Origin of the sequence: Geodermatophilus obscurus, from assembly GCF_900115395.1 — a bacterium.
GTDB classification, from domain to species: domain Bacteria; phylum Actinomycetota; class Actinomycetes; order Mycobacteriales; family Geodermatophilaceae; genus Geodermatophilus; species Geodermatophilus obscurus_B.
On sequence record NZ_FOWE01000014.1, the window covers coordinates 15,700 to 30,531 of the forward strand.

The following is a 14,832-nucleotide window of genomic DNA, read 5'->3' on the forward strand; positions in this document are numbered from 1 at the left end:
GGGCGGGTGCGCGGCCGTCCCGGTCCCAGCCGGGGCACCCGGATGGCGGCCAGCAGCGGGCCGAACATCGGCGAGTCCCCGCCCTGCCCAGGCCCGATCAGCACGGCCAGAGGGCGGCCGTGACCGTCGACGGCCAGATGGGTCTTGGTCGACAACCCGCCGCGGGAGCGGCCCAGCCCGTGGTCAGCCGGCTCGGCCTTCTGGCCGGGTGGTGCCGTCCCCCGCTCGATCCGGGGCTCGGGCGGCGGTGGCGCCGTGCTGGTGCACCCGGGAGATCGAGGAGTCCACGCTCACCGTCCAGTCCAGCTCACCGGCGGCATCCGCGCGGGCCTGCAGCGCGGTGAGGATCCGGTCCCAGGTGCCATCGAGGCTGAACCGGTGGTGTCGTTTCCACACCGTCTGCCACGGACCGAACTCCACCGGCAGGTCCCGCCACGCGCAGCCGGTCCGGTAGCGGAACACGATGCCCTCGAGCACCTGCCGGTGATCTCGAAACGGCCGCCCGCGCATCCCGGCCGAGCTGGGCAACAACGGCTCCAGCCGAGCCCAATCCTCGTCAGACAGCACCGCCGAGCGAGCCATCTCCAAACGATCCACCCGCATCAGGCGGCCGTTGGGAGACACGCCCTAGTCACCGAAGGCATACCGCCGGTGAGCAGCCCGCGGTCGGCCGGCTTGAGGGTGGCAGGGCGATCGCCGGATTCCTGATGTCGTTCCCGTTGCGCCGTCGACGGCTACCACGTCCGCGCGCTCAAGGGGGGCACGTCAGCCCGTCGCCGGTCAACCATGGGCGGCCCGCTTCCAACCAGCATCTGATCTGCGACGCAGCGGCATCTCGCTGGCCGTCACCCCCGACCGGCGGCAACCGCAACGACATCGCCTAGCTGATCCCGCTGCCCGATGCTGTGCCGCCGATCCGCGGGCGCCGTGGCTGGCCACGACGACGACCGCGCGAACTCGTCGCCGACCGCGGCTACGACCACGACAAGTGCCGCCGACCGCTGCGCGCCCGTGGCATCACTCCGCGAATCACCCGCCGCGGGATCGCGCACGGCTCCGGCCTGGGTCGACACCGCTGGGTGGTCGAGCGCGGCTTCGCGCGGCCGCACGCCTTCAGCGCCTGCGGACCCGCGATGAGCACCGCGCCGACAGCCACCCAAAGCCACTCCAGCTGGCAAGCGCCCTGATCTGCTACCGCCAGCCGCCGGTCAATCTGCAATGACTTCGTACGGCCGTTCGCCTGCAGTTGTCCCCTGAACAGCTCTTTCTCCTGACCGAAGAGCTGACGGAGCAGCAGTGCTCATCCCCGACGGGGGCGCAGTGACGAGCCTCACTGCTAGCAATCCGCTTGCAGGAGTTAGCACCCGGCAATCGGGGGCATGGTGAAGACATGGCCGCCAACAGCAAGATCGTCAATCAGCTGCGCGCCCTCGTACTCCTCACGAAGACCGAGGAGCAGGTCGCACGGACCCGCATCTCGCAGGCCCGGACCGACGCCGTCCGCCGCGAGCTCACGCAGAACGCCGACAACGCCGCTGTGCGCACCATCGAGATCACCGAGGCGCTCCGTTCCCTCGGCGGTATCCCGGACGTCGTCACCCCGGCCCTCGGCCGGCTCAGCGCCGTCCTCAAGGCCACCTTCGAGCAGGCGGCCCCCTTTGAGGAGGCGCTGCTCACCGACCTGTCGCTCGAGCACCAGTTGCTCGACCGCGCCACCTACGTCAAGGTCCTCGCCGAGCAGGCCAAGGAAACCCGGGTGCGCCGGCTGGCCGAGAAGCTCATTAGCGCCCACGAGGCGACCGTCGACTGGCTGACCATCGTGCTCGCGGAGGAGGCCCTCGGTGGCCCCGCGGCACTCGTCCCGACCCCGGTCCAGAAGGTCGCCGGCGGCGTGGCCCGCGCGGTCAACGCCCCGGCTCGCTTCTGGGCGAACACGGTCAACAACACCATCGAGACCGTCAAGCACGCCGGTGAGAAGACCTCCGACCGGTTCTCCGCGGGCACCGACAAGGCTGCCGACCTGACCGGCGCCGTCAAAGAGACCCTGGCCGCCGGCCGCAGCGCCTCGCTGCGTCGCGCCGAGCAGATCGCCCGCCGCGAGGGCAACAAGGACGCCGCCAAGGCTGCCAAGTCCGCCCGCGAGGAGCTCGGTGACGTCTCCGCCGACGAGCTGCCGATCAAGAACTTCGACCAGCTCTCGGTCGGCGACGCGGTGAAGGCCATCAAGGACCTCAAGGAGTCGCACGACATCCGCGTCGTCATCCGCTACGAGGAGACCCACAAGGACCGGTCGAACGTGGTCAGCGCCGCGCAGACCGCCCTGGCCGAGCTGGCCAAGGACGCGGTCGGCATCTCCAGCTGACCTCGAGCCATCCCTTCGGAAGGCCCGCATCCCTCCTGGGTGCGGGCCTTCCGTGCGTTCGGACGTCGGCGTCCGGTGCGTCTCCGCGCCCCGACGACTGCGTCCAGCGCTGTTCCGCCTGCGTTGCGGCCGGGAGCCGCTGCTCGTGGTTTGGCCCTCGGGGCATGGCGGGGGGGGCTCCGGGCATGACGACGGCGGTCCGAGGACGCACGCGACGAACTTCCCGTTTGCCGCTAGCCCGAAGCCTTCACTTCGCATGAGCTGAGCGCTGTTCAGGAGCACTAAAGGCGCCTCTGGCCTGCAAGGATGTTGCTTGCTGAGGGCAATATCCGCACGGGCCAGGAAGCACCTTTCTGATGTGGAAGCGTGGCGGTCGATACCCGCGTCCGACCGTCGACGGGAACGGAAACAGCGTTGTTTCGAACGCCGGTGCGGTGCTGCTGCTGCGCACCGCGGAGGCCGTCGGTCTCGACCTCGCCCTCTCCCGGGGCGTGGCGTCGTGGCGGCGGCCGCTGGTGATCGACGAGGACGCCACCCCGGTCACCGCGCACTCCGAGAAGGAGTGCGCGGCGCCGACGTTCAAGGCCGGCTTCCATGCGCTGTGGGCGTTCCTCGACCACGGCCCGGAGGGCACCGGAGAGCCGCTGGCGTTCGGCCGGCGTCGCTCGATCTCCGACTGCACGGTCAACCGCCGGACCTCCCGGTCCAGCGCGCCGATCCGGGTGTGCAGGCGACTGACGTCGCTGCCGGCCGGCAGATTGAGCAGGTGCCAGGGGCCGGCTGTGACGCCCTCCGCCGAGCTACGGGCCAGGCTCTGCGCCCCGCCGCAACACGGCCACCCCCACGGCGAAGGCCTCGGTGCGCACCAGACGGTCCGCGCAGGGGGGTCACCTGGCGTTCCGCGGCGGCGAAGGCCTGCCGCTACAGCCGGCTGCCCAGTGCTGTCATCGCTGGCCTACCTGCCCGGGCACCTCGACCGCGCGGCGCAGGATCTTCCCGGTGGGACCCTTGGGCAGCGAGTCGACCAGCCAGACGTGCCGCGGGTACTTGTAGGCGGCCACCCGGGCCTTGGCGAACTCGCGGAGCTCGTCGACCTCGGCGGTAGCACCGGGCTTCAGCGCCACGGCCGCGGCGACCTCCTCGCCGAGCTCGGGGTGCGCGATCCCGATGCAAGCGACCTCGGCCACCGCCGGGTGCTCGTACAGCGCCTCCTCGATCTCCCGCGGGTACACGTTGAAGCCCCCGCGGATGATCATCTCCTTCTTGCGGTCGACGATGGAGTAGTAGCCGTCGTCGTCGACCCGGGCCAGGTCACCGGTGCGGAACCAGCCGTCCGGGATGGCCTTGGCGGTGTCCTCGGGGCGCTGCCAGTAGCCCTTCATCAGGTTCTCGCCGCGGATCGCGATCTCCCCTACCTCCCCCGGGGCGACGACGTTGCCGTCATCGTCGACCAGGCGCAGCTCCACCCCGCGGATGGGCGTGCCGATCGAGCCGGGCTTGCGCTCGGCGTGCGGGTGGTTGAAGGAGGCGACCGGCGAGGTCTCGGAGAGGCCGTAGCCCTCGAGCACGATGCAGCCGAAGGTCTTCTCGAACGACCGCATCACCTCTACCGGCAGGGCCGACCCGCCGGAGACGCACAGGCGCAGGCTGGACATGTCGTGGTCGTCCCGGTTAGGGGCATGCAGCATCGCGGAGAACATCGTCGGCACGCCCTGGAACACGGTCACTCTGTCGCGCTGCACCACCGACAGTGCCTTGCTGCCGTCGAAGCGGGGGATCAGCGTGAGGCAGGAGCCGGCGAGCACGCCCGCGTTGAGCGAGCAGGTGAGCCCGAAGACGTGAAACAGCGGCAGGCACCCCATGATGACGTCGTCCGGGGTGGCCTCCAGCAGGGTCTCCTGCGTGGTCCGGGCGTTGCTGCTCAGCCCGGCGTGGGTCAGCTCGGCGCCCTTGGGCTTCCCGGTGGTGCCGGAGGTGTAGAGGATCACCGCGGTGTCCTCATCGGCCCGTTCGACTGCGGCGGGCACCTCGCCGGCCGGGCCCATCAGCTCCTGGGGCAGCGCCGCGCCGACGGTCACCGCGTCGATGCCCACGGTGGCCGCGGCCTCGGCGGCCGGCTGAGCCGAGGGTTCCACGGCCACCACCAGCCGGGCGCCGGAGTCGGTCAGGTAGTACTCGATCTCCCGGGCCTTGAGCAGCGGGTTCATCGGCACGACGACCGCGCCGGCGAGCAGCGCGCCGTAGAAGACCACCGGGAACGACAGCACGTTCGGCAGCACCATCCCCACCCGGTCGCCGGGTTCCACGCCGCGGGCGCGCAGCCCGGCGGCGACCTGGCCGGCCACGTCGCGGAACTCGTCGTAGGTCAGGGACGCGTCGTCCATCCGCAGGGCCGGTCGTTCCCCGTACTTCTCCGCGGTGTCGAGCAGGTGCTGGGCCAGGTTGCTCATCGGCGAGCCTTCCCGTCGAGTGCTGGACCCTCGCCTACCCGGCCCGAGCGGTGATCTACCGCACATTGCCCGTTACGGTGCTGCCCACGGGTAGCGCCGTCCAGCAGCGGACCGGACGCCGTCGAAGGAGCTGGCACTGGTGGCGGACCCCGGTCCGTCCGCTACTTCGGCCGGTGGCTGACCGATCGCGGCGGCCGGCGACGCTGGACGTGCTCACCCGGCACGCCATCAGCGCCTGGCCGGCCGAGCGGGCCGAGACGTGCGAGCCCTCCACGGTGGGCACCCGGCTGCGCGGGATGCGCCGGTTCTGCCGGTGGCTGGTCACTGAAGGAGAGCAGGAGAAGGCCCCCACCGACGGCATCGAGATCCCCAGTCCGCCCGACAAGCCGATCCCGATCCTCACCGACGACGAGATCACCGCCCTGCTCAAGGCCTGCGCAGTAGGCCCCGGCCGGGCGGGCGTCTTCGACCGTGCCGTCTTCCTCGGCAGCCGGGACGAGGTGGTGCTGCGGCTGCTACTCGACCCCGGCGTGCGGGTGTCGGAGCTGTGCGTACTGGAGCTGACCGACCTCGACCTTGACCGAGAACTGGCCTACGTCACCGGCAAGGGCCCCCGACCCCGGGTTGTCCCGTTCGGCGCGAGGACCGCCCAGGCCGTCGACCGCTACCTGCAGGTGCGCGCCCTGCACCCCTACGCCCGCTCACCACGGCTGCTGCTCGGCCAGCACGGCCCCATGACGCCCGACGGCGCCCGCGACGTGCTGCACACCCGCGCCGCGCAGGCCGGCATCGCCGACATCCATCCGCACCGCTTCCGGCACACCTTCGCCCACCGGTGGCCGGCTGGAGGCGGACAGGAGCGGGACCTGATGATGCTGGCCGGCTGGCGCAGCGACGACATGCTGTCCCGCTACGCCGCTTCCACCGCGGTCGAGCGCGCCCACGACGCACACCGGCGCCTCGGCCTCGGTGATCGACTGTGATTCCGCGTAGGTGGGACCGAGCCTTCGATGCGGGGCTGGACGCCGAGCACGCCGAGGCCGAAGGGTTCACGCCCTCGCAGATGTGGACCCCACGCGTCGCGGCCGGGGATGACAGCGACCACCTGAGGAGCCCCAGGCGTACGCGGGCGTCCGCCTCGGTTCGTCGACTGCGTCGGTGCAGCTCGGGTAGCGACCTCGTCGGTACGGCCGTCCGCCGCCGGCACCGGCAGCAGGCCAGGACGGCCAGCGGCGCGTGCAGTCGGCCCGGGGTCGGCCGGCGGAGCCGGGAAGATCGTTCCGTCCGACGGCGGAGCCGAGTACCGCTGTGGCCCCTACGATCGGCGCGATGCCTGACCGCTCGCACGCCCAGGCCGCTCTCGGCCAGCAGCTATACGCCGTACTCGAGCAGTGCCGCAAGCCGGAGATCCTCTGGGCGAAGCTGGCCACGGGCAACTACGACTGGCTGGGCGTCCGACGCAACGGCAAGTACGTGCTGGGCCGGCCGCGGCTGTCCGCCGTCGTCCCGGAGGAGCCCGGTACGCCACCGAACGACACCCGGGAGCCGCACCGCATCGAGGCACTCGGGCCCCTGCAGCGGGTCCCGCGGTGGGAGGCCTACCCGACGCCCGAGGAGGCCCACGACACCTTCCGCCGGCTGGCGCGGGGGGATCCGATCACCCCGCTGCGGACGTCGGGTGTCTGGCGGGCCCGCCTGGTCCTCGACGGCCGGTCGGTCGAGGAGCGGCTCGTCGTCCGCCCGCTCCCGCGGCTCTTCTGACCCGGACGGCGGCGGTGCCCGCCACCCCGACGCACTGACAGGGAGGTCGACCGCCGCGGCGCCGGCACGTCCTGGTCGTCCACCCGCACGACGACCGCCGCTGGCGGAGGGAGGACCTTGCGCAAGCCGGGCGGTCCGCTCGTTTATTGGTCGTAGATTGGTCGTAGAGCCCGGCCCCACAACCACGCCAAGCCGCTGACCTGCGGTGTTGCTCCCCCGATTGGACTCGAACCAATAACCCTGCGATTAACAGTCGCATGCTCTGCCAATTGAGCTACGGGGGACGGGCGGGCGGGGCCCGCGCACCCGTCGAGAGTACCGCACGGCCCACGGCGTCCCGCGCAGGCTCCTCCGATCGCGGACGGTCACGTGTCGCCGTAGCGTGATCACCCGGTCTCACTCGTCCCAGACACGGAGGTCCTCGTGGCCAAGTTCTCCTTCCTCCTCGGCTTCGGCGCCGGTTACGTCCTCGGCGCGAAGGCCGGCCGCGAACGCTACGAGCAGATCCTCGGCCTGTGGTCCGACGCCAAGGACAACCCCCAGCTGCAGGGGCTGGCCGGCATCGCACAGGCCCGCGCCGACGACGTCCTCGACTCGGTGAAGTCGAAGATGGGCCGCGACACCGGCTCCGACCTCCCCGCGGCGCGGTCCACCGGCACGACGACGCTGCCCCCGGCGACGATCACCGAGTCCCCCGACCTGACCGCGCTGCCGGCCGACCCGCCGCCCGTCGTCTGAGCGGGCGCGCCCGGGCGGCTCAGCCGGGCTGCTCGGCGGCCAGCGCCTCCTCGAGCTTGGCCCGCGCCGCCGCGCGGGCCTCCGGGTCGGTGCGGTCGGCGTCGTCGTCGAACACGACGGTCCACTCGCGGGCGGGCTGACCGGGCACCCGCCGCGCGACCAGGAGCACCCCTCCCCCGCCGGGCAGCGGCGACCGGCGGCTGGCCACGACCGTCTGATCCACCCGCCGGCGCACCACGGCCGGCAGCTCACCGGCGTCGGTGAGCGCGTACCGCTCGGCCGGCTCACGGGCCTGCACCCCGGGCTCGACCTCGGTCAGCGCGGTCACGGTGAACGTCCCGCCGCCGTCGTTGGTCGCCGCCCAGCGCGCCGAGCCCACCTCGTGCCAGCGCAGCACGTCGACGTCGCCGGCGTCGGCGAGCGGCAGGTCGGCCGGTACCACGCGCAGCCCCTGGCTGGTGGCCACCAGCCAGCCGCGCCCTCGGGAGAGCTCCCCCCAGGCCAGGACCCGCTCGTCGGGGTCGGCCGAGCCCTGGACGACGGCCCGCACCGGCTCGGGCGGGCGGGCGAACCGGCGGCGCAGCAGCGCGGCGACCCTCACTCGCCCAGCCCGCCGATCGCCCGCTTGCGCAGCGAGATGGCCCGCTGCTCCAGCGCCATCAGCCGGGAGAACAGGCGCATGTACTCGTCGCCCTGCTCGACCGGGTTCATCCGCTGCAGCTTGCCCTTGACCCCCGCCACCTCCCGGTTGACGTGCAGCTCCTCCAGCCGGGCCAGCACCGCCGACACGTATCCGGCGTCGGCCTCGCCCACCGAGCGCAGCGGCTCCACCGCCAGCGCGGTCAGCTGGGCACGGGCGCTCTCCCGGTCGCAGTGCGCGGCCACCTCGTCCAGCCACGCCGGTCCGGTCACCCGCGCGGCGGCCGCTCCCCCGGCCTTCGCTACGGCCGCGGCGACGCCGGCGTGGTCGGGGTCGGTGTAGGCCTCCAGCGGGACGGCGTCGAACGACGGGCCGGCGATCTCGGGCGCCTGCAGCGCCGCCTTGACCGCCTCGCGCTCGACGGCGACCGCGGCGTCGTCCGGGGTGCGCTTGGGCGCCCGCGACCGCGACCGCGACGGGCGCCCGTCGTCACCGGTGATCCGGCGGACCCGCTCGAGCACCTCGCCCTCGTCGGTGTCCCCGATGAGGCCTGCGAGACGGCGGGCGTAGGCCGGGCGCAGCGCGTGGTCCTTGACCTGCGCGAGGAGCGGCGCGGTCTTGTCCAGCGCGGCCACCCGCCCCTCGACGGTGTCGAGGTCGTACCCGGCCAGCGTGGTGCGCAGGACGAACTCGATCAGCGGCGTCCGCCGTGCCACCAGGTCGCGGACGGCGGCGTCGCCGTGCGCCTGGCGCAGCTCGCAGGGGTCGCGGCCGTCGGGCTCCACGGCGACGAACGTCTGCGCGACGAAGCGCTGGTCCTCCTTGAACGTCTTCATGGCGGCGGCCTGCCCGGCGGCGTCGCCGTCGAAGGTGTAGACGACCTCCCCGCGGAACTCGTCCTGGTCCATGAGCAGCCGGCGCAGCACGCCGATGTGCTCGGCGCCGAACGCGGTGCCGCAGGAGGCCACCGCCGTCGTCACCCCGGCCAGGTGGCAGGCCATCACGTCGGTGTAGCCCTCGACGACGACGGCCTGGTGCCGCTTGGCGATGTCGCGCTTGGCCCGCTCGATGCCGTAGAGGACGGTGCTCTTCTTGTACAGCGGCGTCTCGGGGGTGTTGAGGTACTTCGGCCCCGGGTCGTCGTCCATGAGCTTGCGGGCGCCGAAGCCGATGACGTCGCCGGTGATGTCGCGGATCGGCCAGACCAGCCGGCGGTGGAAGCGGTCGATGAGCGTGCCGCGGGAGGACTCCTTGGCCAGCCCTGCGGTGACCAGCTCCTCCTGCGTGTAGCCCTTCGCGCGCAGGTGGCGGGTCAGGCCGTCCCACCCGCCGGGGGCGAACCCACAGCTGAAGTCGACGGCGACCTGCCGGTCGAAGCCGCGGTCGGCGAGGAACTGGCGGGCCGGCGCCGCCTCGGGGCTGCGCAGCTGCTCGGCGTAGAACTCCGCGGCAGCGGTGTTGGCCGCGACCAGCCGCGCGCGCTGCCCGGCGTGCGCCCGGTCGGGGGCGCCGGTGGGCCGGCCGCCGTCGTCCTCGTACTTCAGGTCGATGTTGGCCCGCGCCGCCAGCCGCTCGACGGCCTCGGTGAAGCTCAGGTGGTCGATCTGCTGCACGAAGCCGATGACGTCACCGCCCACGCCGCACCCGAAGCAGTTGCCCGTGAGGATGTTGTCCTCGAGCGTGAACGCGTGCGTGCCGGGCACCTCGGCGCAGAAGACCTCCTCGACGCGGTCGCTCCACTCGACCGACCGGACGACCCAGCGCTTGCGCTCGTACTCCTTGCGGTTCCCGAGGATGCGCTCACGGTGGTGCGTCAGCAGGAAGAAGGACTCGGGCAGCCCCTTCGTCATGAACCGGACGTCGTAGATGTCACTCATGAGGCCGTCGATGCCGAGACGGGTCTGCTTGGCCACCCCGTAGGTGCCGATGCCGAGTCGCGTGCACAGCGTGCGGACGTACTCCAGGTCGTCCACGCGGGCCGAGTTCAGGACCGCGTCGCCGTCGTCGGCGACGCAGCCGTCCGCAGCGAAGTAGCCCGCCAGCCAGCCGAGCAGGTAGGCAGCGTCCTCGTCGAGGCTCGGCCGCTCCTCTGTGAAGTAGGCCGGCAGTCCGTAGTAGCGGGTCCCTCGTTCGTCGGACCGACTGCGGCAGCCCTCGAAGAAGCCAGCGAGCTCAGCGTCCTTCTCGCCGTGGAGGACGGCGATCGAACCGGCCCCCGCGCGGGTGCCGTCGCCGTAGACCAGGCCCCGTGCGATGCCGAACGGAGAGGGCCTCGTGGCCGGGTTCATCACCCGGCTCATCGGGAAGGACGGCGAGAGCTGCTCACCTGGCCGGAGGTCCCTGGTCAGCTTCTCGCGACGGTCCTGCCGCAGCTTCCCGGACGGCACGAACCAGCGGTGCTCGTCGGTGGCGAAGAGCTCCTTCTCCCGCCCGTTCCTCGTGACGACGATCCGCATCAGACGCTGCACGCCGTAGGAGCGGAACGGCGCCTCGACCCACCCCCCATCGCCGTTCAGCACCCGGACGGTCCGTCCAGCGAGCTGGGCGATGGGCACGACCCCGTCCTCGGTGAGGACACCGGTCTCGCCCGCGAGGCAGTGGAAGAGGTTCCGCGACGGCGTGACGTGGAAGGACGGCGACTTCTCGTCGTGGAACGGGCACAGGCCCTTGAGGCTGCCACCCCCGGCGCGCTTGAGCTGCAGGTGCTCGCCGACCACCTCGTCGATCCGGCTGCGCTCGCGCACCAGCGCGATGTCCGCCGCTCGGATGCGTCCCCGGCCGGCCATGGGCCCCCTCCGTCGTGCTGCCACGCGGGACGCCCGCGCGTCCCGCACACCGATCATCCCTCCCCGGAGGACGGGGGTGGGGAGCAGGAGTCGGCCCGACTGCAGGGTCCGGCCGCGAGCCCGCGAGCGGTGGGTGGGAGGGCCCTCCTATCAGCTGCTCCCGGCCGCGGCGCCGCCGGCGACGGCAGCACCGATCGCGGCACCGTAGGTCCGCCGCTGCAGCACCAGGACCAGCCACAGGAGGAAGACCTGCGCGTCGAGGGCGAGGTCCTGGCCGCCGGTGAGCGTGGGCCGGGGCGACCAGCTCCCGGTGCTCCCGCTCTCGGCCACCGTCACGTCGCCCGCGGTGAACCGGTAGGTGCCCCGCCACAGCGAGGCGGGCGCGACGTCGACGACCACGCCGTCGAGGTCGGCCCGCCAGGTGCCCCGCCACGCCGACACCTGCTCGGCCCGGTACCGGGCGGCGTCCTCGGGGTCGGCGGCCCAGCGGCCCACCAGCGCGCCGCCCCTGCGTCGGCCGAGGACCCACTCGCGCTCACCGACGACGGCGACCGAGCCCTCCTGCCAGAAGTCCGTCGACCGCAGCCGGGCCACCGGCTCGCCGTCGCGCAGGACGGGGACCTCGCCGGCGCTCATCTTCCCCAGCTCCAGCACTCGTTCCTCCCGCGGGTCGTCAGCCGATGCCCGGCGCCCCGGCGACGCTCTCCCCGGTCACGCGGTAGAGCAGGTAGGCGGCGGTCTCCCTCAGGATGTACCGGAACTGCGTGGCGCGCGTCTGGACGGCCGGGCCCTGGCGGGTCGGGGAGCTTTCGGCGCTGACCCCGGCGTCCTCGGCCATCCGCTCGGCGCGCATCGCGTGCCACGGGTCGGTGACCAGCACGGCGCTGGACCAGCCGCGCTCGCCGTACGCGGCGCCGACGGCGCGCATGCTCTCGAGCGTGTCGACGCCCTCGGGCACCGCCAGCAGCGACTCCTCGGGCACGCCGGCGTCGCGGAGGTAGGCGTGCCCGGCCTCGGCCTCGGTGAACTGGTCACCGGCGGCCTTCCCCCCGACGGTGACGACGACCGGTGCGACGCCGTCCTCCCACAGCGCCAGCGCGTGCTCGAGCCGGGCTTCGAAGATCGACGACGGGACGCCGTTGTACTGCGCCGACCCGAGCACCACGATCGCGTCCGACGTCGGCCGGGAGTCCTGCCGCGCCGTCCACCAGATGGCCAGCGCGGTCGAGGCGACGAGCAGCAGGGCGGCGAGGACGGCAGCGCCGAACACCCGCGCCACCAGAGCCCCTCCCCGTGTCACCGGTCATGGATAACACGGGGTCTGCGCCGCCTGTGGCAGCCGGGACCGGTGTGGCGCGGGCCCGTCAGGAGCCGCTGAGCCCCCCGCCCAGCGCCGCCCGCCCGGCCTCCAGGCGGGCGATCGGCACCCGGAACGGCGAGCAGGAGACGTAGTCCAGCCCGACCTCGTGGAAGAAGTGCACCGAGTCGGGGTCGCCGCCGTGCTCACCGCAGACGCCGAGCTTGAGGTCCGGCCGGGCGGCGCGGCCGCGCTCCACGCCGATCTCGACGAGCCGGCCGACGCCGGGCCGGTCCAGCGACTCGAACGGCGAGACGCCGAAGATGCCCTTGTCCAGGTAGGCGTGGAAGAACGCCGCCTCGACGTCGTCACGGCTGAAACCCCACGTCATCTGGGTGAGGTCGTTGGTGCCGAAGGAGAAGAACTCGGCCGAGCCGGCGATCTGGTCGGCGGTCAGGGCCGCGCGCGGCACCTCGATCATCGTGCCGATCAGCGCCCGCACGTCGATGCCCTCGTCGGCGCAGACCTGCGCCAGCACCCGCTCGCTCTCCTCGCGGATGGCCTCGAGCTCCTGCACCGCCCCGACCAGCGGGATCATGATCTCCGGCCGCGGGTCGCCGCCGGCGCGGCGCCGCTCGCAGGCGGCCTCGGCGATCGCGCGCACCTGCATGGCGAACAGGCCCGGCACCACCAGGCCCAGCCGCACGCCGCGCAGGCCCAGCATCGGGTTCTGCTCGTGCAGCCGCTGGACGGCGGCCAGCAGCCGCAGGGTCCCCTCGTCGGCGCCGCCCTTGGCCTCGGCGACGGCCACCCGCACCGACAGCTCGGTGAGGTCGGGCAGGAACTCGTGCAGCGGTGGGTCGAGCAGCCGCACGGTCACCGGCATCCCGTCCATCGCCTCGAAGATCTCGAGGAAGTCCTGCTTCTGCAGCGGCTCCAGGGCGTCGAGCGCGCCCTGCCGCTCGTCGTCGCCGTCGGCGAGGATCAGCCGCTCGACGAGCTGGCGGCGGTCGCCGAGGAACATGTGCTCGGTCCGGCACAGCCCGATGCCGCGGGCGCCGAAGCGGCGGGCCCGGGCGGCGTCCTCGGGGGTGTCGGCGTTGGCCCGCACGCCGAGGCGCCGCTGCCCGTCGGCGTGGGTGAGGACGCGGTGCACGCTGCGCACCAGGTCGTCGGCGTCGGCGGACCCGGGGTCGATCTCCCCCTCGAAGTACCGCACGACGGCGGAGTCCTCGACCGGCACCTCCCCGAGCCACACCCGGCCGGTGGACCCGTCGATGGAGATGACGTCGCCCTCGGCCACGACGGCGCCGTCGGGCGCGGTGAACCGCCTGTTCTTGGTGTCGACCTGCAGCTCCTCGGCGCCGCACACGCAGGTCTTGCCCATCCCCCGGGCGACGACGGCGGCGTGCGAGGTCTTGCCGCCGCGGCTGGTGAGCACGCCCTGGGCGGCGATCATCCCGGAGAGGTCGTCGGGGTTGGTCTCCCGGCGGACGAGGACGACCCGCTCCCCGCGGTCGGCCCACCGGACGGCCTCCTCGGAGGAGAACACCGCCCGGCCGACGGCGGCGCCCGGCGAGGCGTTCATGCCCTGGGTGAGCTGCCGGGCGTCCCCGGAGGAGGTGAACCGCGGGAACATCAGCTGCGCGAGCTGGTCGCCGCTGACCCGCCGCACCGCCTCGTCCATGTCGATGAGGCCCTCGTCGACCAGCTGGGTGGCGATGACGAACGCCGCGGCGGCGGTCCGCTTGCCCACCCGGGTCTGCAGCATCCACAGCTTGCCGCGCTCGACGGTGAACTCGATGTCGCACAGGTCGCGGTAGTGCGACTCCAGCCGCGCCATCGTCTCCACCAGCTCGTCGTAGACGGCCGCGTCGATGCGCTGCAGGTCGGTGAGCGGCACGGTGTTGCGGATGCCGGCGACGACGTCCTCGCCCTGCGCGTTCTGCAGGTAGTCGCCGTACACGCCCTGCGCGCCGCTGCCGGGGTCGCGGGTGAACGCGACGCCGGTGCCGGAGTCCGCACCCAGGTTGCCGAACACCATCGAGCAGACGTTGACGGCGGTGCCGGCGTCGCCGGGGATGCGCTCGCGGCGGCGGTAGAGGATCGCGCGCGGGGAGTTCCAGGAGTCGAAGACGGCGTTGATCGCCAGGTCCATCTGCTCGCGCGGGTCCTGCGGGAAGTCGCGGCCGGTGGAGTCGCGGACGATGGCCTTGAACCGGTCGACGACGTCGCGCAGGTGGTCGGCGTCGAGGTCGAGGTCGAGGTCGGTGCCCTGCTCGCGCTTGGCCTCGTCGAGGGCGTCCTCGAAGGCCTCGCCGTCGATGTCGAGCACGGTCTTGCCGAACATCTGGATGAGCCGGCGGTAGGAGTCCCAGGCGAAGCGGTCGCTGCCGGACTGCGCGGCCAGGCCCTGCACGGAGTCGTCGTTGAGGCCGACGTTGAGGACGGTCTCCATCATCCCGGGCATCGACGCAGCGGCGCCGGAGCGCACCGACACCAGCAGCGGGTCGCCCGGGTCCCCGAGCATCTTGCCCATCGCCTTCTCCAGCGCCGTGAGGTGCTCGGTCACCTGGTCGGCGAGGTCGGGCGGGGTGGTGCCGTGCTCGAGGTAGTAGCGGCAGGCGTCGGTGGTGATCGTGAAGCCCGGCGGGACCGGCAGCCCCAGGTTGGTCATCTCGGCGAGGTTGGCCCCCTTGCCCCCGAGCAGGTCCTTCTGGTGCCTGCTGCCCTCGCTGAAGTCGTACACCCACGTGGTCGTGCCATCGACGCTGCCCACCGCGCACCTCCGTGCTCGT

11 protein-coding genes, 1 tRNA gene and 2 pseudogenes are annotated in these 14,832 nt (G+C 72.7%); 5 read left to right on the forward strand and 9 right to left on the reverse strand.

Features of this window, described 5'->3' with window-relative positions:
* Positions 1 to 179 (reverse strand): annotated as a pseudogene (locus BM165_RS26375) (IS5/IS1182 family transposase); the annotation flags it as partial.
* 4 nt (positions 180 to 183) lie between these two features.
* Positions 184 to 624 (reverse strand): IS5 family transposase, encoded by a 441-nt coding sequence (locus BM165_RS25295; protein WP_208976845.1) that lies wholly within the window; start codon positions 622 to 624, stop codon positions 184 to 186.
* A 93-nt stretch (positions 625 to 717) separates the two neighbouring features.
* Between BM165_RS25295 and BM165_RS22595 the strand changes: the two are divergent.
* Together BM165_RS22595 and BM165_RS22600 are read left to right on the forward strand one after the other, a co-directional pair.
* A pseudogene (locus BM165_RS22595) lies at positions 718 to 1,222 on the forward strand (transposase); the annotation flags it as partial.
* 168 nt (positions 1,223 to 1,390) lie between these two features.
* Positions 1,391 to 2,362 (forward strand): hypothetical protein, encoded by a 972-nt coding sequence (locus BM165_RS22600; protein WP_075015797.1) that lies wholly within the window; start codon positions 1,391 to 1,393, stop codon positions 2,360 to 2,362.
* Between the two features lie 944 nt (positions 2,363 to 3,306).
* Here BM165_RS22600 and BM165_RS22605 read toward each other — a convergent pair.
* The gene (locus tag BM165_RS22605; protein ID WP_075015798.1) at positions 3,307 to 4,812 is read right to left on the reverse strand and encodes a long-chain-fatty-acid--CoA ligase; all 1,506 of its coding nucleotides are present in this window, start codon (positions 4,810 to 4,812) and stop codon (positions 3,307 to 3,309) included.
* A 173-nt stretch (positions 4,813 to 4,985) separates the two neighbouring features.
* Between BM165_RS22605 and BM165_RS22610 the strand changes: the two genes are divergently transcribed.
* Positions 4,986 to 5,795, forward strand: coding sequence for a tyrosine-type recombinase/integrase (locus tag BM165_RS22610; protein WP_075015799.1), 810 nt, complete (start codon positions 4,986 to 4,988; stop codon positions 5,793 to 5,795).
* A 346-nt stretch (positions 5,796 to 6,141) separates the two neighbouring features.
* On the forward strand, positions 6,142 to 6,573 hold the full coding sequence (locus BM165_RS22615; RefSeq protein WP_075015800.1) for a hypothetical protein: 432 nt from the start codon (positions 6,142 to 6,144) through the stop codon (positions 6,571 to 6,573).
* A gap of 211 nt (positions 6,574 to 6,784) precedes the next feature.
* Here the strand turns inward: BM165_RS22615 and BM165_RS22620 are convergent.
* Positions 6,785 to 6,857, reverse strand: a tRNA-Asn gene (locus tag BM165_RS22620).
* Positions 6,858 to 6,996: 139 nt separating this feature from the next.
* Between BM165_RS22620 and BM165_RS22625 the strand changes: the two genes are divergently transcribed.
* Positions 6,997 to 7,311: a hypothetical protein gene (locus BM165_RS22625; protein WP_075015801.1), complete on the forward strand. Its 315-nt coding sequence runs from the start codon at positions 6,997 to 6,999 to the stop codon at positions 7,309 to 7,311.
* 19 nt (positions 7,312 to 7,330) lie between these two features.
* Here BM165_RS22625 and BM165_RS22630 read toward each other — a convergent pair whose 3' ends face one another.
* The 5 genes from BM165_RS22630 to ppdK form a co-directional block, all read right to left on the reverse strand.
* Complete coding sequence (locus BM165_RS22630) at positions 7,331 to 7,912, reverse strand: hypothetical protein (protein ID WP_075015802.1); 582 nt, start codon at positions 7,910 to 7,912, stop codon at positions 7,331 to 7,333.
* Positions 7,909 to 10,737, reverse strand: a complete 2,829-nt coding sequence (gene dnaG / locus BM165_RS25900) for a DNA primase (protein WP_075015803.1) — start codon at positions 10,735 to 10,737, stop codon at positions 7,909 to 7,911. Before dnaG ends, BM165_RS22630 begins: the two co-directional genes overlap by 4 nt.
* Before the next feature lie 150 nt (positions 10,738 to 10,887).
* A complete protein-coding gene (locus tag BM165_RS22640; protein ID WP_075015804.1) occupies positions 10,888 to 11,391 on the reverse strand; it encodes a hypothetical protein in 504 nt (167 codons plus the stop codon).
* A gap of 19 nt (positions 11,392 to 11,410) precedes the next feature.
* Complete coding sequence (locus BM165_RS22645; RefSeq protein WP_083427628.1) at positions 11,411 to 12,037, reverse strand: YdcF family protein; 627 nt, start codon at positions 12,035 to 12,037, stop codon at positions 11,411 to 11,413.
* A gap of 64 nt (positions 12,038 to 12,101) precedes the next feature.
* Positions 12,102 to 14,813 carry a pyruvate, phosphate dikinase gene (ppdK, locus tag BM165_RS22650; RefSeq protein ID WP_075015805.1) on the reverse strand — a complete coding sequence of 904 codons (2,712 nt, stop codon included), beginning with the start codon at positions 14,811 to 14,813 and terminating at the stop codon, positions 12,102 to 12,104.
* Positions 14,814 to 14,832: the final 19 nt, after the last annotated feature.

Coding starts and splice junctions, on each gene's coding strand:
- BM165_RS22600 (WP_075015797.1), top strand. CDS start 1,391: ATGGCCGCCAACAGCAAGATCGTCAATCAGCTGCGCGCCCTCGTACTC.
- BM165_RS22605 (WP_075015798.1), bottom strand. CDS start 4,812: ATGAGCAACCTGGCCCAGCACCTGCTCGACACCGCGGAGAAGTACGGG.
- BM165_RS22615 (WP_075015800.1), top strand. CDS start 6,142: ATGCCTGACCGCTCGCACGCCCAGGCCGCTCTCGGCCAGCAGCTATAC.
- dnaG (WP_075015803.1), bottom strand. CDS start 10,737: ATGGCCGGCCGGGGACGCATCCGAGCGGCGGACATCGCGCTGGTGCGC.